The following is an 18,834-nucleotide window of genomic DNA, read 5'->3' on the forward strand; positions in this document are numbered from 1 at the left end:
ATATGCTTAACTATTGCTCAATAGAGTAGGCTTGATAAGGCCAGCATCCATAAGACAAACATTAGTAGCAAGGCTAGAAATTGCGCAGCAGAGCCGACATCCTTGGCTATCTTGGCCAATGGATGTTGCTCTGTCGAAGTATGGTCAACGCAGGCTTCAATACCTGTATTGAATAGCTCAACGATCAAAGATAAAAAACAGCTTATTAACAGCAGCATTTTTGTAGGGATAGCCAAAGGCAGGAATATAAGGGCAATAAACAATAGTACGTTGAGCCAAAGCACTTGCCTAAAAGCCGCCTCAAATTTATAAGCCGCTTGCAAGCCGTCAATAGAATAGCCCGCAGCTTTAATAATACGAGAGACACCAGTTTTACCTTTAGCCTGACTAGCAAAGCTGTCGGCTGCGAGTAACGGCATAGCGGTTGCTGAAGCTAGCGGGTCGCAGTTGATCTGTTGGACATTGACAGGGGTAGATATAGGATTATCTTTGCTCATATTAAGGGCTTCACTATCATTAATAATCAGTGGAGCTGAGTATAAGACAGTGAATATTAAGAAAGCGTTAAGACCTTGGGATGCTCGTCTACAACCAGCAATTAGGGCGGAATTCACAGGGGTAGAGTCAAGCTAGCGATATCAGTGACTGGGAGTGCTAGTCACTGAGCAAGCAGATTTGACAGCCAGTTTGAAAAGCAATCAGTTTGAAAAGCAGTCATTTTTTAAGAGCAGGAGTTTTGGTAAAGCAGTTGTTTTTCTGAAACCACCAGCGTTGTAAAAGAGTTAATTGATAGCGGTTATTTATAATAAATAATAAAGGTACTGCCGCCAGTTTTATGGTCTTGATGGCTTAGCTGCCAGCCCATATGAGTCATGATACGTTGCACGATACTCAGTCCCAAACCGGTACCTTCTACGTTGCTACTAGTATGCTCCTCGACCAGCGAGCCTTCAGCAGGTTGCTTACTATTATGATCTAAGCGTTTAAATCTTTTGTATAGCAGCGGCATCATACTCTCAGGAATACCTAGACCAGTATCAGTCACAGTGATTTTTTTATTATCGATAGTCACTATAACTTCCCCCTCATCCGTGTATTGAAAGGCATTTTTTATTAGATTGCCTAAAGCCATTTTTAGCAGCTCAGGCCGTACTTCGGCTATGTAGTCTTGGTCTGTAACTACTGTACAAGTCACAGCTTTATACTTGAGTAAATATTGTAGGCGGGTCACTTCGCTATTGGCGATGCTATTAATAGAAGTTGGTGGCGCATCTAGTTGTTCAGGATTACGAGACAACAATAATAAGGCACTGATAATCTCAGAGGTTTCTTTGGCAGTATTACTGATACGATTGGTAAATTCACTCAAATAGCTATCTTCAGCCAACTGCGATGCCAGCACTTCTGAGGCGCCTAAGATAATCGTTAATGGTGTGCGTAGCTCGTGGCTGACATCGCCGGTGAATAGCTGCTCACGTTTTAAATACTCGGCCAGCTTATTATTCTGCTCATCAATTGCCCTTGCCAATACACCAACTTCTGAGGGTAGGTGAGTCAATTCCGTTAAGTTTTGATGTTCAGTTTCTACTGCCCGCTTCAGATCTAATAGTGGCTTAGTAATTTGCTTAGCAGATAAATGCGAGAATATCACCGCAATAAGCAAACTCAAAATAACGGCAACTCTCAACGCATCGGCAAATATATCTTCTAAGTGCTCAAAAATTGCCAAAACAGGATAGTTTTCCATCACCATTTCTTTGTCTTCTAAATAAGTCAAAATATAAGCATGTTGGTTTTGTCGATAGGTAAAAAAATGTAGGTTAGTCTCGGAGGCACGCTCTTGATTATCGACGGTTACTTTTATCTCTTGCACAGTGTCGGTCGCTAAATTTCGTAACGATTCTGGCGCAGCGAGGTATTGATAGATTGTGATGCCTGGGTCGGCTTTATAAATGCTCTGTTCGCCATGCTGCTCTTGACTGAGCTGCAACTGTTGCAAGAGACGCGCTTTTACTAGCTCCTGCTCCATTCGAGTCTCAGCATACAAGAAAATACTGATAAAAGTCGCACACAGAAAAACCGTAAACACTAAGTAGGATAGTCGAAATTTATTAGTAATAGAGTCTAAGTTAAACATAGCAGTGACTTATTTAAAGGCTAAAAGTTAAAAGCTCAAAACACTATAGAGGGTTTAAAGCAGCTAGCGAGACGCTACCGGAAGTAGCTGCCGATAGCTGATAGCTGCTACTTATGGAGGTCTAAGAATGATCAGGATCAATGATCTGATAGCCAATACCAGCTATGGTTACTATCACTGGTACGGTAAACGGCTTATCGACTTGCGCGCGTACACTGTGTAAATGGGTACGCAAAGCATCACTATTCGGCGTGTCTTCTCCCCATACCTTCTCTTCAAGCTCGGCCTTGCTGACCACTCGCGGCGCAGCACTCATTAGTGTATGCATAATCTTAAACCCTGTTGGGGTTAGTTTTAGCAATTGACCTTCGCGTTTAAGACTGTGTTCAGCAGCATTAAGAGACAGCTTGCCTACTTCTATACTATGACCAAAATGCTCGTCTTGATGGCGACGTATTAAGGCTTTGATACGGGCTTCCAATTCAACCAGCGAGAAAGGTTTGACTAGATAATCATCAGCTCCACTATCGAACCCTGCCACTTTATCTAAGATAGTATCGCGCGCGGTCAGCATTAATACTGGGGTCTTGTTATGGTGCTCTTCTCTGAGCTTTTTGCACAGTTTAGTACCATCCATACCAGGCAGCATCACGTCCAGCAAGATGACGTCATAACGATTATTTGCGGCTAGCGCCAATCCGCTCAGTCCGTTATGAGCATTGTCGAGCTCAAAACCTTTTGGCTCAAAAAAAGCATAGATATTTGCCACGATATCGGGATTATCTTCAATGATAAGTATTTTATGCATCAGCGTGTTATCCATGAGCTTTCTATTAATAAGTGTTAACAAGTATCAGTAACTATCAGTAACTCTCAATAACTAGCCATTAGTATTAATAATGGCTATCTATCAACGACTAGGATGCGATTAATAACTAGTCTCTAGCAGTACGTCGACTCGACAAAGCTTAACCAAAACAAAACTAGCAGTTAATTAATAGAGTTAAAAAAGGTTGGCTGCGAATCAACTTCTTTAGTAGTAATCCCAAAAAAGTTAAGCAAAGTTGGAGTAATAAAATCATGTGATACTGGCTGGCTAGTCATATTAGCTAAGCGGCTAGCATCGATACTATTGTTTTTAGGAGACCAGACAATCACGGGTACTTTCTTTTGTGCCTCTGGTGCAATATTGTAGGGCATGCCATGTAAATAGATATTATTCTCCCCCAAACTCTCCCCATGATCACTAATATATACCATCACTACTTGATAGTCTTGCTGATAAGGCTTTAGAGTATCAATAATAGAATTTAAGAAATAATCAGTATAACGAATAGCATTGTCGTAACCGTTAATAACGGACTGATCATCACATTTAGACAGCTCGTTAGTCATACATACAGGTTTATAGTATTCAAACTGTTTGGGATAACGTTGGTAATAAGAAGGCCCATGATTGCCCATTTGATGCAGCAGAATAAGGGTATCTTGAGGTTTAGCTGCTGATTTAACTAGTTTGTCGAAACCATCGAGCATACCGATATCACGACACTCAATATCACAATTAGGGTTTTTTTCAGCGGTTTTGTAGTCCTCAAAAGTAACTCGATCTGCTACCCCTTTGGAGCTGGAGTTATTGTCACGCCAAATTACATTGACGCCTTGCTTACTAAGCGTGTCTAAGACGTTTTCGTTATAATCAGCAGTATCAGGGTCGTAGTCTTCACGATTAGCATAGCTAAACATACAAGGCACTGAATAAGCAGTGGAAGTGCCGCAAGAAGCTGCGTCTTTAAAGCTATAAATGTCTGGCTGGCTGGCAAGTAAGGGCATAGTATCGCGCTGATAGCCATTGAGACCAACGTGATCAGCACGAACCGTTTCACCGACCACGAACACCATCAATTTAGGTTTGGCTGCACCACCGACCGCTGTACTACGTTTGGCATCAGTAGCATGCAGTATCATCGTGTCAGGGCGGCGTAACTCATCGACATAGTCGATACCTAATTTGATCACTGAATAAACAGGGGTGATCGGATTAGTATAACTACGTACTAATTTATGCTGACGAAAAAAGGTGGCGTATTGATCACCAAAAGGCAGCAGGCACACCGCAATTAGAGCAATAGCTGCTATCAAAGTTGCCGTCTTCTGTAGTATTGCTTGACCGATAACGTGACGCTTTAGTCGAACCTTGCTAATAATAAAAGCTGGCAATATACCTAGTAACAACAGCCTGATAACAAAGCTCGGTGCCATCAATCCCATAGCTTCTGCTTGATCGGTCTGCAAGCTGTTGGTCAACATATCAGGACCAAATACTGTCCCATAGTTATCAGTAAAATAACCACATACTGCTGCAGTTAACACCATGAATATGAGCACTATTTTTGCCGTAGGACGATAGCATAGTAGCTGAAACAGCAACCACATTAACCCAAACAATAGACCAGTAAGAGAAACTATAAAACCAATGTTTTCAGCAAACGGATAAATAGCCAATACGTGCTCAAAGAAACCAATATTGGCGCTAGCTACTAAATACAAGGTGACTGCTATAATCAGGTAGGCCAAATGGATTTGACGCTTATAGAGTCGGCTTTTAATACTAGCTACAGTAGCCGTTTTACTAAGGTTTGTAGCATTATCTTGTGGCATACTTGGATTATTTATAGGTTGTTTTGACATTCAGAGACTTCTCAATAGAATAGGAGAGGGTTTCATTTGCTAAGGTAACAAGTACCTTGTTAAGAAGATGTTAAGTAGGTCAGGAAGTATCCTCATTACAATAAAATATCGTTTAATAGCGTTAAAATGTTCATATTCTAAGGTCAGATTATTTGGATTAGCAAAGTTTATCTTACTTCTATCCTCGTCATGCTATTGAAGGCCAGTTGTACATTGAAGAAGTGGTTGGCAAATAATTCTAACTCATATTTGATAGTTTCAAAACCAATAGGGAGCTGCTCCAATGTCTATTAAGAAATGGCTTATTATTTTGCCTATGATGTTAGGGCCTATTAGTGCAATGGCTATGGTCGGTGAAGTTGCTGGCGATACCACTTGCAGCACAGTATCGTTAATCAATAAAAAATTACTCAAACAAACCTCTTGTAGCTTTGCGGGTGCTGTAGGTGCCAGCCTAGTTTATTCGGTTCAGCAGCTTGATTTTCTAACCGATTCTCATGAAGATTTCTCCACTGTTAATAACGCCACTTTTAGATTTGGTGATAATGGAGAGATGTTTGATCTTGAAGAAACCATAACTCTTAATGATAAGCCAGCAGAAGTAATAAAGCTGGACTCACGTACTCTAAAGCGCCTAAAACAAGCTGAAATGGATAGAATTTATAAAAGAAAAAATCCTGATTTTTCTAACGTTTTACATTGCTTTAAACCTATCAAAAACAGCACGGCTTTTTGTGTTCCTTATGGCCTAATCTATGGTATGTCATAGTAACTTAGCTGTTAATAGTTTGTTTGTCCGTCTAAATTATTCTGTTTTACGAGTTAATAGGTGGCTCTATTCTGACCTTGAGTGCTCATTAAGCAAAGATTTTTGTACAAGTCTCTATAGCTGTTGCAAAGATAAGCCGTTTATTCAACCATAATACATTTATCAGAGCACCCCATACTTCAATTTTGCTAACTGCTAACCGTTATACTTCGTATGCTGTTAGGCTAATTCTATAGTATCCAAAATATTTAATCATACTTATAATACTTTTAATGCAAAGTTAAGGTCATTTGTACAGAGTTTTACTATTATTAGAAGCCCAGAGGCCCTTTCATTTTATTTATCCTTCATTTAAAACCTTACTTTTGTGAAAGCTATCTGCTATAAAAAAACCCAAGCAACTAGTGCTTAGGTTTTGACCAGCCTAAACTTGTTAGTGCTTATTTAGTACTAATAACGTCCCAAGTTCCAAATTTGCCGTCACCTTTTTTGTCGCCAGGTTTAGTATCGTTAGCATAGAAGTACAAAGAGCATAGAAGTACAAAGGCTTACCATTTATCGCCCACTGGTATTTGCCATCTTCACGTTGGATAGTAGAGAACTGACCTTTAGTGCTTGAAGCTTGTGCAGCTACAGTAGAGGTGCTAGCGGTAAAGAAACGGCCATAGGTAAAAATTAAAGTATTATTTGTAAACTGCTAGTGCACCTTAACGACTTCTTAATTTATGAAGGATTATTCTAACAGTTAGAGCATACCTGATTCTGGGGTGCTGACTGTCAATGATCGCTATTAAGGAGGTTTTGTGAACACTCAATCTTTAGTTTCATCTCATACGCCTGTCCCCATTGGCTCTTGTGCCCATAGTATGTGGAATAAAGTACCGCAGATTACCTTTATATTTTGGCTGATCAAGATGATGTCGACGACAGTTGGGGAGACCGCGGCTGATTGTCTAAATTTTAACTATAAGCTTGGCTTGCCCCTTACTTCATTGATCATGGCTGTGATGTTCCTTATAGCGCTGAGAGTCCAACTCAGAGCCGCTCGCTATATTCCTTGGAAGTACTGGCTTACTGTAGTGTTTGTTAGCATTTTAGGCACTTTAATCACCGATAACATGACAGATAATATGGGCATCCCATTAGCGGTTTCTACGATTGGATTTAGTATTATATTAGCTACGGTATTCGCACTTTGGTACGCCCGTGAAAGGACCTTATCGATTCATCATATCGATAGTCTAGCGCGTGAATGGTACTATTGGGTGGCTATATTGGCGACCTTTGCTTTAGGAACGGCAGCGGGAGACTGGTTTGCTGAAGGGTTGCAACTGGGTTATCAGACTTCTACCCTAATTTTTGCTGCGGCCATTGCCCTAATAGCTATTGCCTTTTACGCCTTAAAACTCAATAGCGTCTTATGCTTTTGGTTAGCTTATATCTTAACTCGGCCTTTAGGCGCCGCTTTGGGAGATTGGTTGTCTCAACCTGTCAAAAATGGTGGCTTAGGATTGGGTGTAACTAGCATCAGCTTGCTATTTTTAGCGATGATCATAGTGTTAGTCGGGCTAGAGAGCTACAGAGCACATCACAGTCAGCTTGAGCGCTAGTAGCCTTGGCGACTAAATTTTTAGTATTGATGCTTTTGTAAGCCGCAATATACGACTGATAGTAAAGTAGTGCTAAATACTAAAACACGCTTAAAGTTTAGCCAAAACTGCCATCAGTCACTAGAGAAGCACTAGCAATAACCTTATAAATAGCAGGGTTGAGACAAAATCAAACCTGCATAAAAAAAACCTCAAGTAAATGAATACTTGAGGCAAAGTTTTCTTAAAGTCAAAAGGCTAGACCACTAAATTCTGCAAATTAGCTTTAAGGTCTATAAAAGTCTATAAAGCTTTAATAAACCTATAAGGTTCTGATAATAAAGCTAACAAAGGGTCTATTCAATGAGGGCTTTAACCATTAGGTTCTGTAAAGCACTTTAACCACGTGCCAGCCAAATTTGGTTTTTACTAAATGCGGGGTGAAAAGTTTGCCGCTGAAGCAGACCTTATCAAATGGCTGTACCATTTGGCCTTGTTTAAACTCACCTAAGCTGCCGCCTTTTTTAGCGGAGGGGCAGGTTGAGTGTTTTTTAGCCAACACATCAAACTGGGCGCCTTTTTTAAGCTTGGCAATAATGTCGTCAGCCAGTTCTTTGTCTTTGACTAAAATATGTAATGCGCTAGCCATACGAGCCATGATGTAAACCTTTTATAAAATATCGATTATCAGGTCATTATATCACTACTTACTTTAGTTGCTAAACTCAGTTGGGTACTGTGGTAGTGAAAGCTCAGCTTTTATAACGTTTAAGGTTAGTAGTGCAAAGCAATACCGTGCTTACCCTAAATTGCAAACACAAAAAAACCTCAAACAATCTAATGCTTGAGGTTGAAACTTTGCTTAAACTTAAAAAGTTAACTAAGTTTTAAATATGGCGCAGCGGACGGGACTCGAACCCGCGACCCCCGGCGTGACAGGCCGGTATTCTAACCAACTGAACTACCGCTGCTAAGGTCGTTTTAGTTTATTTAACCACTCAGTGTACTACTTAAGAGTAACACTATACTAAATAGTGGTGGGTGATGACGGATTCGAACCGCCGACATTCTGCGTGTAAGGCAGACGCTCTACCAACTGAGCTAATCACCCTGAGAACCGTTAAAAAATTGCATCGCAATTTTAGGTTCGCAAGGAAAATCCTTTAAATTGGATTTTCAAAAGTCTAATACCTAAAATAAGGTATAACTTCTACTGCAAGAGAAAATCCTTTAAATAGGATTTTCTAGAATTTCCAAAACATTACTGCTTTTTCCACTCTATTCGAAATCCTGTAATAAGGATCTCTTAGAAGTTTTAACAGCTAAAGTTGTCACCCTCTAACCTCTCAAAACCTCCAACAGCTAATAACTAATTAAAGCCCCTTGCTGTGGGTGTGTATTATATAGAAATACATTGCCCTGTCAAACAGTATTTCATCTAATTTTGAAGATATTTATTTTAATCCCTTAAGCTGTTGTAAATTAAGCTATTAATTCGCCCTTAGACTTGGCTATTGTACCTGCCACCAAAGCTACTATACTATAAGCGTTTAAACTATAAGTGTTTAAATTATGAGTGTTTAAACTATCGGTATTTAAAGTCCCCCCATATTTCTACTAATTAAAGTAGGACTCTCAATTTACTTTAATGGCTATTGCAAGCTCACGGAGACTGACATAAATCCTATCGTTACCCAGCAACAGCTTGACCCTTGGTCTTGGATCGACTTCGCCGGGCTAGGTCTAATATTGCATATCATTGTCATGGTGGTCATGACCCTACGTATTGTCTCAGTACAACGCAATATTGGGGTGGCAATCGCTTGGATTGCCATGCTATACACTTTACCGGCGGTAGGCTTACTCTCTTATTTACTGCTTGGGGAGCCGATGATTGGTCGCCGCTATCGTCAGCGTATGCAGCAAGCGCAAATAATGACTAATAATATGGCAGCACGTGAACGTTTGGTACTCGATCAGGGCCAAAGTCTCTTGCCAGATAATTACCGTGGTGTTAGTCGTATTGGCACACGCTGGACTGGGTTTGGGGTATATCCCGATCATCAAATGCAACTGCTAACTTCTCCGAAAACGATTTTTGAGCGCATAATTGCTGATATTAATGAGGCTAAGCGCAGTATTCTGATAGAGTTTTATATTATCTATCCTAAAGGTCAAGTTCTCGATGTGTTAAAAGCTATAGAGGCGGCGGCGCAGCGCGGGGTAGAGTGTCATATCTTAGTAGACAGCGTTGGTAGCTTTAGCTTTTTTAATAGCTCTGAGCATAAAGCGCTAGAGCGAGCAGGGGTGTTAGTCCATCAATCATTACCAGTGGGGCTATTCAAAACTTTATTTAAGCGCTCTGATTTGCGCAATCACCGCAAAATAGTAGTTATCGATGAGAATATTGGCTATACCGGTAGTTTTAATCTGATTGATCCTAAGTTTTTTAAACAAGATAAGAACGTTGGGCAGTGGATTGATGTGATGATTCGTATTGTCAGTCATCAGCCGATTAGTATTGCAACAGCGATGGCCAAAGTGGTGATTACCGATATTGGTGCAGAGAATAAAGATAATTTGGCCGCCCTGCATCACCGGATGAATACTTATACTCGTAAGCTTTATGTGCTACCGCCGACCATTAATGATATTGACAGACGTAGTCAAGTGACCAAGCAGCCCAATGACCAGCTTGACTATCATGCAGATATTCTGGGCTTGCAACCGTTAAAAGGCACGACTTCTATTGCGATTGCGCAGATGCCAGTAGTCAAAAACGTCACCGCACAACTAATTCCTTCGGCTCCGCAAGTGACTGCTCATGTGATTTATAGCACTTTAGTGACTATTATTCACCGTGCCAATAAACGCATTCAAATCACTACCCCTTATTTCGTGCCTGATGAAGCTTTATCGGGTGCACTAATAACAGCAGCTAAGCGCGGTTTAGAGGTCATCATCATTATCCCTGAAAAGGTGGATTCATTTTTAGTACAGCACGCTTCGCAATCTTATTATCAAGAGCTGTTAGAGGCAGGGGTAAAGATTGCTTTGTTTAAAGGCGGTTTACTGCATGCAAAAATGGTAGTAATAGATGATGATTACTGCTTATTTGGCACTGTCAATATTGATATGCGTAGTTTTTACTTAAACATGGAAGTCAGTTTGGCTATTTATAGTGCAGAAATGGTGGCGCAGATAGCCGATTGTCAATATTCTTATTTACAGAACTGTCGGCTTTTGAGCTTAGAGGAATGGGAGCAACGTCAGGGTTATCAGCGCTTATTCGATAATCTAGTGCGGCTATTTAGTCCGTTATTGTAGCGCTGGATATTTTAGGGTAAGGTAACCCTACCTAGCATTGGCCTTTTATGCTGGTCGAGTATTGGCTAAGCAATGGCAATATATACCGCAGTGCTTATAAGTACTTCTACGATTATTTCTATAATTATTGCTCTGTGACTTTTTTATCTATAATGGTTTACTTATAACTATTTTTCTTCGATTGTTGTCTATGATGATCTTACTGACTTTCTCTTATTAATTTAGGCTTGTACATGCCATCTTCTGATATACCACCTGTAAAACTAGCAGCTGATGCTAAGCGATTCGGCGTTACAGCTCAGTCAGCACCTTTGACCAGTGACTCATCCAAGCAATTGTCTTTGAGCAAGCGTAGTCCCAGCCAACCACCTTGGTATTATCGAATGGCTATCGGTGTATTAAAGCCTTTATATCGCCTGCAAGTATGGAAACGCTCGCATCAGCGTGACAACTATCAGCAAGAGGTTGCCCAGCGTTTTGGTAAGCACTATCCATCACGTCCGCAAGCTAGTGCTAGTCAGCGCCTTATCTGGTGTCATGCGGTATCTTTGGGCGAAACCAACACGGTTGCGCCGCTATTAGATGCGCTACTGGCAAAAGGCTATAAAATTTGGCTGACTAACACTACCCAAACTGGCTTTGCTCGTGGTGCCAGTCTTTTTGCTGATGAAATAGCGCAAGGGACTTTAGCTCATAGTTACGTGCCGGTGGACAGCCCGGCGGTGATAGAAACTTTCTTAGCGCATGTGCAGCCAGCAGCAGCGCTATTTGTAGAGACCGAGCTGTGGGCAAATATTTTAACTAAGCTCTCTGAGCATACTATTCCTAGTATCTTAGTTAATGGTCGACTGTCTGCGGCTTCCTTTCAGCGTTATCAGAAGATTGGTGCGGTTAGTGCCAGTATGATGCGCAACCTAACTTTAATTATCGCGCAAGATGAAGAGTCAGCCCAGCGCTTTCATAAGCTAGGTGCTGATAGCTCGCAAATTCGCGTTACTGGCTCGCTTAAGTGGCTGATTAACACCCCAAAGCTTGTCAGCAGTACTGAGCAACATTCGCTACCGGCATCATTAAACCCTCAGCCAAAAGCAAAGCTAACTAATGGGCTAACTGATGAGCTCCAAGCTTTGTTAGCTAAGAAAGAGCGTCCGATTTGGCTAGCAGCTAGTACTCATAGCGGTGAGGAGAGAGCTGCTATCGCCTTGCATAAGCAACTGCTATCTGATCCTGCTATGACCCATAGCTTATTGATAATTGTACCTAGACACCCAGAGCGCTTTGATGAAGTGGCTACTATTATAAAAAAATCAGAGCTACAGATGGCGCGGCGCAGTGCTGATGAGACTATTACAGCGCAGACGCAAGTCTATCTAGCTGATAGCATGGGGGAGCTGATGCAATGGTATGCACTAGCCGATGTGGCTTTAGTGGGTGGCTCATTGGTCGATATTGGTGGGCACAACCCAGTAGAGCCTGCCAGTGTAGCCACCCCTGTGCTGATTGGCCAATATACGCAGTCTTGTCAAAGCGTTGTTGATCAGCTGGCGAGCGTCGGGGCGCTGTACCAACCCAATAACGGTTTTTATAAAAAAGTGTCTAATAGTGAAGAACCAGTCATTCATAACCAGCCCTCGCCAGATCATCCCGCAGCTAGCTTACAAAGCACTGAGGATACCGATCTTATGGTGCTTATTTATAAGCAATTACAGTTTTGGCTTAGTCACCCACAGTCAGCTAAGCTGGCGGGCGCTGCAGGAGAGCAGTTAACCGCTGACCAGCAGTCAATACTGAGCCAACAGTTGACTATGATCGAACAGGTGGTTGAGCAGTTTGCTGTGAATTTATCTTAGTTGAGCCTGAGCGATAGTCTTAGCCTATGCCACTATAACTCCTGTACGGCTTTATTTTTTTCAACACAGACTGCTCTAAATAGAGCTTCTTCTAACCAGATATGATTGACTATGAACTGTATTTTATTACCAGCCGCTAACTTTTCTCATCCTTATGCTTATATCAATACGGCGTCCCAAATAGAGCATGTCAATAAGGTATTAGGCGCGCAAGTAGGCGATACGCTCAAAATTGGTGAGCTAGGCGCTAATCTTGGCACAGCGATTATCGATAGTATAACAGCGGATAAAATTCAGCTCAGTGCCGTAGTATTAGACATTGCACCTCCTGCCAAGCTTGATGTCACAGTTATTTTGGCGTTGCCACGACCTAAAGTATTACGCCGTTTAATCATGGACATGACCGCCCTTGGCGTAGGTCATATCATACTTATCAATAGTTACCGTACGCAAAAAAGCTACTGGCAAAGTCCCATGCTTGCTAGGTTGGATGAGTTTGTATTAGAAGGTTTACAGCAAGGGGTTGACACTATAGCGCCAACTATTAATATAAAAAAACGCTTTAAGCCTTTTGTAGAGGATGAGTTAGCCAGTTTAATAACGGCTGGCGCTATCGTCGCCCACCCTTATACCGAGCTGAGTTTAGCGGCCTATTTGCAACAGCAACAAGCCGCCTGTTTTGCAGCTTCAATACCCTTAGTGTCTGCCAATACAGTAAATAAAGCGTTGCCAACAGTGGTTTGTATTGGCGCTGAAGGGGGCTGGATTGACTACGAGATTGAGCTATTAGCGAAGCAAGGTTGCCAAGCTGTCAGTATTGGTCCACGAATATTACGAACGGAAGCAGCGGTTAACGTCATCATGGGGCAGTGGTTATTGCACTGTTAATCTTACAATATTGAGCGTAGTGTTATTAACATATTCTAAGAATATAAAAATAAAATAGCCTCAATAACAGCATTTTTAGCAGTAGATAAATAGTCCATATTAAGGGTGTTTTTTGGGTCAAATAAATGTATTGATAATTAATCTCATTTGTATTAGTATATTATTTTTGCTTTTTGACACTTTCTCATTAGCAAACTTTGGCTTCGATAGTTAACAGCAAATCAGCTATCGTAGTAATCATTTATTATTTTTTGCCCCACTTTGGAGACATCTATGTCGTTGAATACGCTCGTTGCACCCTTATCTTTTGCACGTCCTGTCAAAGCGACTTTATCGGTTGCCATATTCAGCTTAATGTTAGGGTTAGTTGGTTGTCAAAAAGCTGAAACTCCTGAGCAAACTGAAAGTACAAAAGCTGACGAGACTGCGGTTGTAGATACGGCTACTGAGGGCACAGCGACAGCAGGTAATGGCGAAGTAGTGACTATCTATTCGTCACGCAACGAGCAGCTAATCAAACCATTGTTAGATAAATATACTGAAGAGAGTGGGGTAAAGATTGAGCTAGTCACTGATAAAACTGGCCCATTGATGGCACGTTTGCAAGCTGAAGGCAAGAATACTCCAGCCGATATGCTATTGACGGTAGATGCTGGTAACTTATGGCAAGCGGCAGAACAAGGGCTATTACAGCCAGTAACGTCAAGTGTTTTGGAGACTAATGTCCCAGCCAAATATCGTGATCCAAAAGGGCTGTGGACTGGGTTGTCATTGCGCGCTCGTACTATCTTTTATGACCCAAGCAAAGTAGAGGCATCACAGCTATCAACGTATGCTGACTTGGCTGATCCGAAATGGAAAGGCAAGCTGTGTTTACGTACTTCAAACTCGGTCTATAACCAGTCACTAGTGGCGAGTATGATAGAGAATCTAGGTGAAGAAAAAACTGAACAAGTCATTCGTGGCTGGGTAGCTAACTTAGCTACTGATGTGTTTAGTGATGATACTAGTATGCTTGAGGCGGTTGCTGCTGGTCAATGTGAAGTGGCCGTTGCCAACAGTTATTACTACGGTCGTCTATTTGATGAAAAGCCTGATTTCCCAGTACAAATATTTTGGGCTAACCAAGATACTTCAGGTACTCATGTCAATATCTCTGGAGCTGGAGTCATTGCTAACTCTGATAATCCAAGTGGCGCGCTAAAGCTTATGGAATGGTTGTCTTCAGATGCGGCACAAGGTATCTATGCTAGCTCTGATAAAGAATTCCCAGTAAAAGAAGGTGTTGATAAATCAGAGCTGCTTAAGTCATGGGGTGAGTTCAAGCAAGATAGTATTAATGTACAAAAATTCGGCTCACTACAGACTAAAGCTATTCAAATGATGGATAAAGCCGGTTATAAATAATAAGTTTTTTAGGTATGAGATGGCATTAATTATATGATGATAGTTTATAATAACTGTCCCAAAAACACCTGCCAATCGAGATAATATTGTGAGTGACGATCAAGCAGTCAGCCAAGATCATACCTTAAGCCGCCGTATACTATCGAAATCAGTCTTAGGACTGATTTCGTTGTTTATGCTAGTGCCGATTATTGTTGTTTTATTTTCTTGGACACAGCCAGTTTCTGATATCTGGATACATATGCGTGAGTATGTGTTGCCACAAGTGCTAAAGAATACTGCCATTTTGTTAATGATGGTGACGGTAATCTCTGGTGGTCTTGGTACTGCGCTGGCTTGGGTTACAAGCATGTACCGCTTCCCTGGACAGCGGTTTTTTGCTTGGGCTTTGATGATGCCGTTAGCGATACCTGCTTATGTTCTTGCTTTCGTAACTATCGGTATTGTTGACTTTAGCGGGCCGTTACAGACTGGGTTGCGCGACTTAGGAATCACTACCGCTATTCCGTCGGTACGTAATATTTGGGGTGCAGGTTTAGTACTATCACTAGCTTTTTATCCTTACGTATATCTGCTGGCACGGCAAGCCTTTTTGTCGCAAGGCAGGCGAGCGATTGAAGCTGGACAGATGCTAGGATTAAGTCGCAGTCGGATATTTTTCCGTTTGGCTCTACCGCAAGCGCTGCCTTGGATTATTGGTGGGTTACTACTCGCTACTATGGAAACCTTAGCAGACTTTGGTGCGGTATCAGTATTTAATGTTGATACTTTTACTACTGCTATTTACAAAGCATGGTTTGGTTTTTTTAGTCTGACTACGGCTGCTCAATTAGCCGCTTTATTGATCGGCGTGATATTTATTGTAGTATTGTTTGAACAATACTGGCAGGCTCGACGTGGTAAATCACTCACTCAAGGCAATAATCGCCGCTTTGAGACTAGCAAAAGTGCTAAATTAGGGATGAGCTTGCTTTGTACTTGTGTGTTCTCACTTGCTTTTTTGATTCCATTTTTGCAGTTGGTCTATTGGACAGCGATAAATTTTCGGCAAGATTTTGATGCCCGTTATATCGATTTTGTGACTAATAGCTTACTTATTGCTAGTATGACTACCTTGTTTATAGCGGTGTTAGCTATTATTATTGCTTGGACAAAACGCCAGTATCCAGATCAGGGCACTAAGCTGATGACCACTTTAGCTACTTTGGGTTATGTGGTGCCGGGCACTGTATTGGCAGTTGGGGTATTTATTCCGATAGCTTGGTTAGATAATCAGCTGATTGCGCTTGGTATCACCTCAGAGCAAGTGATATCGGGCAGCGTCATTGTCATGCTCCTAGCGCTATCGACGCGCTTTATGACCGTTAGTTTTCAGCCAGTAGATCGGCAGTTACAACGTTTAACTGTTAATACGGAGGCTGCTGCTGAATTACTGAGTGACAGTCCACTGCAACGTTGGCGTCATGTCGTGTTGCCGGTGCTCAGTCCTGGGGTGCTTACCGCCTTACTAATGGGTTTTGTAGAAGTAATGAAAGAGATGCCCATCACTTTGATGACCCGTCGACAAGGCTGGGATACGTTGGCAGTACGAGTGTTTGAGATGACTAGTGAGGGTATGTGGGGACGAGCGGCATTACCCAGTTTATTGATCGTTATGGTTGGTATTATTCCGGTGTGGATACTGCTACGCCAGAGCGATAAAAACAGTTAAAGTTATTTCTTCGCAGTTGTTTTATTACTATTATTTATTGCCCCTTATTCAGTTATTGCTTACTGTCTGCCACCAATTAAGCTATTAACCAGATTAGCCCAGCAAATGTATTGCTCTATTTACCAACAGCCTATGGGTAACGTTTATGTATACTGACTCAATTAATGATTCGATAGACCAACCTGCATCCAGCAAGCCTGCTGTTAAGAGGCGATTTAATACTAGACAGCAGCCCTTGATATCTGCGCAACAAGGTAAGCAGTATCATGAGGCTAAACAGGCTTATAATGATATGGATATGGCTAAGATACAGGCGGTGGACAGTCCTTATCTTGAAGTGCAGGATTTAGTAGTAGGTTATGAGAAGGTTATTGTAGTTAATGGTCTGTCGTTAACACTGCAACAAGGTGAGATTGGTTGTTTCTTGGGCTATAGTGGTTGTGGTAAAACGACCGCTTTACGAGCAATAGCAGGATTAGAGCAGTCGCGTCAAGGCAAGGTAAGCCTGAATAATCAGCGTCTAACCGACCAGAGTGAACGTAGCTCATGTGCAGTGGCCCCAGCTAATCGCGGCATGGGTATGGTTTTTCAGGATTATGCATTATTCGGCCATTTAAGCGTTGCTAAAAATATTGGTTTTGGTTTGAGTAAATGGTCCGCCAATGACAAAAAAGCTAGAATTCTAGAAATGTTAGAACTGGTTGAGCTCACTGAACACGCAGATAAGCGACCTGCAGAACTATCTGGTGGTCAGCAGCAGCGGGTAGCTTTAGCTCGGGCATTAGCACCAAAACCTAAACTATTATTACTCGATGAGCCTTTTTCAAACTTGGATGTCGTACTGCGTGAATCCTTAGCTATGAGTGTACGTGATATTCTAAAACGCACTAATACTACGGCGATCCTAGTGACTCATGATCAAAACGAGGCTTTTGCTTTGGCTGATAAAGTGGGCGTTATGAACGAAGGAAAATTGGTTCAATGGGCCACGCCAAGTGAGCTTTATCATGAGCCAGTTAGTCCTTTTGTCGCTGAGTTCGTAGGCGAAGGAGCGATGATCGATGGCATCATAAAAGAAGGTCATGTCGAGACTGTGTTAGGGGATATCTATCGACCTATGGAGGTCTATAATGCCTCAGGACAATCGCAGTATTGCGAGTACGATTATCCTAATGGCACCCCGATTAAAGTACTAGTGCGTCCAGATGATATTATCCATGATGATGACAGTGAGCAGACAGCGCTAGTAGTAGGGCGAGTGTTTCGTGGAGCCAACTATCTGTATCGTTTGCAATTAGACGATGGGCAGATAGTATTGTCTTTAGTCGCTAGTCATCATAATCATGCGGTAGGCACGCGCATAGGTATTCTGCCGATGCTTGAACATATAGTAGTGTTTAATGAAAAAAATATTAATGCTACTACTTGGTCAGACTACAGTCTGTCATGATGTTTTTTAACCGCTCTTGCACTACTGCTAAAATAGCCTCAAGCTTAGTATAGTACCAAGTTTAAGTCCATATTGAGCCAACAGTAAAGCCAGCATTACTTAATTAACGAGTGGCCAAAATATGTAAATAGCGCCCTAGGCGTTTGTAAGGCTCTTGACTGGAGTAGCGCAGCTCCATGCGAATAACTGCTTCAGGATCATTATGACCTCCACGCTTAAGCGGTGCATAATCATGAAATACTCTTAAACCGCTCTCTGCTACGATCTGATAGTGATGACTCTGTAACCATTGTTCTACTTGCGGCTTGGCTACTGGATAATTGGGAGTCAGGCTTTTTTTGTTATCAGCTTGATAGGCATCCGCACTAAGCAAGCTATCTAGTAAGTTAAAATTGCCCATAATCAGATTGCGATATTCAAAACTAGCAGGATTATAAAAGCATAAAGACAGCGCGCCTTCAGGGCTGAGGTGGCTATCAAAAAAGTCCATAATAGCTACTGGTTCTGCCAACCATTCGAGCAGCGCATGACAGAGTATTAGATCAAATTTTTCTACTGATTGATCTAGGCTTTCGCCACTTAGCTTTGCGGTCAGCTCTTGATAAGGACAAACGTACCAGCTCACCTCGCCAAAATCATCCTTATCAGCATGAGCCATCTTTAGCTGCTCAAAGTTAGCTTTGGCTTTAATTAGCATGTTGGCTGAGATGTCATTGATAACTACACTATGACCTGTAGCGGCGAGCTCTGTAGCTATTTGCGCCAGTCCTGCACCTACATCTAAAATACGTAAAGGTCTACCGAGATTGTGGCTTAGCTTATCGACGTAAGCAAAAATATCACGGCGCAACACCGCCAGTCGAATTTCGCCTTTGAGGCCACCATAAACCTTTTTTTCAAAATGATCAGCGACATCATCAAAGCTACGATCAACTCTTTTATCTACTACTGCTAGCGTCTGCTGTTTAGGATTAGTCATGAGTTTTTATTTCTATATTGTCATTTTAGGTAGGGC

General features: G+C 41.8%; 15 protein-coding genes, 2 tRNA genes and 1 pseudogene. 8 read left to right on the forward strand and 10 right to left on the reverse strand.

Translation table 11 applies throughout. The features are described 5' to 3' along the window. Positions 1 to 17: 17 nt before the first annotated feature. The 4 genes from KZA12_RS01155 to KZA12_RS01170 all read right to left on the reverse strand — a co-directional run bounded on the left by KZA12_RS01155 (position 18) and on the right by KZA12_RS01170 (position 4,828). Complete coding sequence (locus KZA12_RS01155; RefSeq protein ID WP_218688928.1) at positions 18 to 497, reverse strand: diacylglycerol kinase; 480 nt, start codon at positions 495 to 497, stop codon at positions 18 to 20. A gap of 299 nt (positions 498 to 796) precedes the next feature. Next, positions 797 to 2,137: a HAMP domain-containing sensor histidine kinase gene (locus KZA12_RS01160; protein ID WP_218688929.1), complete on the reverse strand. Its 1,341-nt coding sequence runs from the start codon at positions 2,135 to 2,137 to the stop codon at positions 797 to 799. Between the two features lie 121 nt (positions 2,138 to 2,258). Then, positions 2,259 to 2,945, reverse strand: coding sequence for a response regulator transcription factor (locus KZA12_RS01165; RefSeq protein ID WP_218689157.1), 687 nt, complete (start codon positions 2,943 to 2,945; stop codon positions 2,259 to 2,261). A gap of 182 nt (positions 2,946 to 3,127) precedes the next feature. Next, positions 3,128 to 4,828, reverse strand: a complete 1,701-nt coding sequence (locus tag KZA12_RS01170; RefSeq protein WP_218688930.1) for a phosphoethanolamine transferase — start codon at positions 4,826 to 4,828, stop codon at positions 3,128 to 3,130. A 283-nt stretch (positions 4,829 to 5,111) separates the two neighbouring features. On the opposite strand from KZA12_RS01170, the gene KZA12_RS01175 reads away from it, so the two are divergent. After that, positions 5,112 to 5,597: a hypothetical protein gene (locus KZA12_RS01175; RefSeq protein WP_218688931.1), complete on the forward strand. Its 486-nt coding sequence runs from the start codon at positions 5,112 to 5,114 to the stop codon at positions 5,595 to 5,597. Positions 5,598 to 6,037: 440 nt separating this feature from the next. Here the strand turns inward: KZA12_RS01175 and KZA12_RS14770 are convergent, their stop codons facing one another. Then, on the reverse strand, positions 6,038 to 6,124 hold the full coding sequence (locus KZA12_RS14770) for a hypothetical protein (RefSeq protein ID WP_256932792.1): 87 nt from the start codon (positions 6,122 to 6,124) through the stop codon (positions 6,038 to 6,040). A gap of 32 nt (positions 6,125 to 6,156) precedes the next feature. Further along, a pseudogene (locus KZA12_RS15040) lies at positions 6,157 to 6,273 on the reverse strand (hypothetical protein); the annotation flags it as partial. Positions 6,274 to 6,400: 127 nt separating this feature from the next. On the opposite strand from KZA12_RS15040, the gene KZA12_RS01185 reads away from it, so the two are divergent. After that, positions 6,401 to 7,207, forward strand: coding sequence for a hypothetical protein (locus KZA12_RS01185; RefSeq protein ID WP_373416558.1), 807 nt, complete (start codon positions 6,401 to 6,403; stop codon positions 7,205 to 7,207). A gap of 358 nt (positions 7,208 to 7,565) precedes the next feature. On the opposite strand, the gene KZA12_RS01190 is transcribed toward KZA12_RS01185, so the two are convergent. The 3 genes from KZA12_RS01190 to KZA12_RS01200 form a co-directional block, all read right to left on the reverse strand. Next, positions 7,566 to 7,844 carry a peptidylprolyl isomerase gene (locus KZA12_RS01190; RefSeq protein ID WP_201622512.1) on the reverse strand — a complete coding sequence of 93 codons (279 nt, stop codon included), beginning with the start codon at positions 7,842 to 7,844 and terminating at the stop codon, positions 7,566 to 7,568. A 236-nt stretch (positions 7,845 to 8,080) separates the two neighbouring features. After that, positions 8,081 to 8,157, reverse strand: a tRNA-Asp gene (locus KZA12_RS01195). A 64-nt stretch (positions 8,158 to 8,221) separates the two neighbouring features. After that, positions 8,222 to 8,297: transfer RNA gene (locus KZA12_RS01200), tRNA-Val, on the reverse strand. A 653-nt stretch (positions 8,298 to 8,950) separates the two neighbouring features. Between KZA12_RS01200 and KZA12_RS01205 the strand changes: the two genes are divergently transcribed. The 6 genes from KZA12_RS01205 (at position 8,951) to KZA12_RS01230 (ending at position 17,819) form a co-directional block, all read left to right on the forward strand. Then, positions 8,951 to 10,513: a cardiolipin synthase gene (locus tag KZA12_RS01205; protein WP_218689159.1), complete on the forward strand. Its 1,563-nt coding sequence runs from the start codon at positions 8,951 to 8,953 to the stop codon at positions 10,511 to 10,513. A 233-nt stretch (positions 10,514 to 10,746) separates the two neighbouring features. Continuing rightward, entirely contained in the window at positions 10,747 to 12,363 is a 1,617-nt protein-coding gene (locus KZA12_RS01210) for a 3-deoxy-D-manno-octulosonic acid transferase (protein WP_218688932.1), read from the forward strand. A 111-nt stretch (positions 12,364 to 12,474) separates the two neighbouring features. Further along, positions 12,475 to 13,251, forward strand: coding sequence for a 16S rRNA (uracil(1498)-N(3))-methyltransferase (locus tag KZA12_RS01215; protein ID WP_218688933.1), 777 nt, complete (start codon positions 12,475 to 12,477; stop codon positions 13,249 to 13,251). Positions 13,252 to 13,524: 273 nt separating this feature from the next. Continuing rightward, positions 13,525 to 14,658, forward strand: a complete 1,134-nt coding sequence (locus tag KZA12_RS01220; RefSeq protein ID WP_201622358.1) for an extracellular solute-binding protein — start codon at positions 13,525 to 13,527, stop codon at positions 14,656 to 14,658. Positions 14,659 to 14,746: 88 nt separating this feature from the next. Next, positions 14,747 to 16,369, forward strand: coding sequence for an ABC transporter permease (locus KZA12_RS01225; RefSeq protein WP_373416559.1), 1,623 nt, complete (start codon positions 14,747 to 14,749; stop codon positions 16,367 to 16,369). A gap of 292 nt (positions 16,370 to 16,661) precedes the next feature. Continuing rightward, positions 16,662 to 17,819, forward strand: a complete 1,158-nt coding sequence (locus KZA12_RS01230) for an ABC transporter ATP-binding protein (protein WP_373416566.1) — start codon at positions 16,662 to 16,664, stop codon at positions 17,817 to 17,819. Between the two features lie 103 nt (positions 17,820 to 17,922). Here KZA12_RS01230 and KZA12_RS01235 read toward each other — a convergent pair whose 3' ends face one another. After that, positions 17,923 to 18,798, reverse strand: a complete 876-nt coding sequence (locus KZA12_RS01235; protein ID WP_218688935.1) for a methyltransferase domain-containing protein — start codon at positions 18,796 to 18,798, stop codon at positions 17,923 to 17,925. Between the last annotated feature and the right edge of the window lie 36 nt (positions 18,799 to 18,834).

This window comes from Psychrobacter sp. BF1 (genome assembly GCF_019279065.1).
In the GTDB taxonomy this organism is placed as follows: Bacteria; Pseudomonadota; Gammaproteobacteria; order Pseudomonadales; family Moraxellaceae; genus Psychrobacter; species Psychrobacter urativorans.

What these genes read in the sequence shown, in the direction of transcription:
- KZA12_RS01155 (WP_218688928.1), bottom strand. Translation starts at nt 497, where the DNA reads ATGAGCAAAGATAATCCTATATCTACCCCTGTCAATGTCCAACAGATC.
- KZA12_RS01160 (WP_218688929.1), bottom strand. Translation starts at nt 2,137, where the DNA reads ATGTTTAACTTAGACTCTATTACTAATAAATTTCGACTATCCTACTTA.
- KZA12_RS01165 (WP_218689157.1), bottom strand. Translation starts at nt 2,945, where the DNA reads ATGCATAAAATACTTATCATTGAAGATAATCCCGATATCGTGGCAAAT.
- KZA12_RS01170 (WP_218688930.1), bottom strand. Translation starts at nt 4,828, where the DNA reads ATGTCAAAACAACCTATAAATAATCCAAGTATGCCACAAGATAATGCT.
- KZA12_RS01175 (WP_218688931.1), top strand. Translation starts at nt 5,112, where the DNA reads ATGTCTATTAAGAAATGGCTTATTATTTTGCCTATGATGTTAGGGCCT.
- KZA12_RS01190 (WP_201622512.1), bottom strand. Translation starts at nt 7,844, where the DNA reads ATGGCTCGTATGGCTAGCGCATTACATATTTTAGTCAAAGACAAAGAA.
- KZA12_RS01205 (WP_218689159.1), top strand. Translation starts at nt 8,951, where the DNA reads ATGGTGGTCATGACCCTACGTATTGTCTCAGTACAACGCAATATTGGG.
- KZA12_RS01210 (WP_218688932.1), top strand. Translation starts at nt 10,747, where the DNA reads ATGCCATCTTCTGATATACCACCTGTAAAACTAGCAGCTGATGCTAAG.
- KZA12_RS01215 (WP_218688933.1), top strand. Translation starts at nt 12,475, where the DNA reads ATGAACTGTATTTTATTACCAGCCGCTAACTTTTCTCATCCTTATGCT.
- KZA12_RS01220 (WP_201622358.1), top strand. Translation starts at nt 13,525, where the DNA reads ATGTCGTTGAATACGCTCGTTGCACCCTTATCTTTTGCACGTCCTGTC.
- KZA12_RS01230 (WP_373416566.1), top strand. Translation starts at nt 16,662, where the DNA reads ATGGATATGGCTAAGATACAGGCGGTGGACAGTCCTTATCTTGAAGTG.
- KZA12_RS01235 (WP_218688935.1), bottom strand. Translation starts at nt 18,798, where the DNA reads ATGACTAATCCTAAACAGCAGACGCTAGCAGTAGTAGATAAAAGAGTT.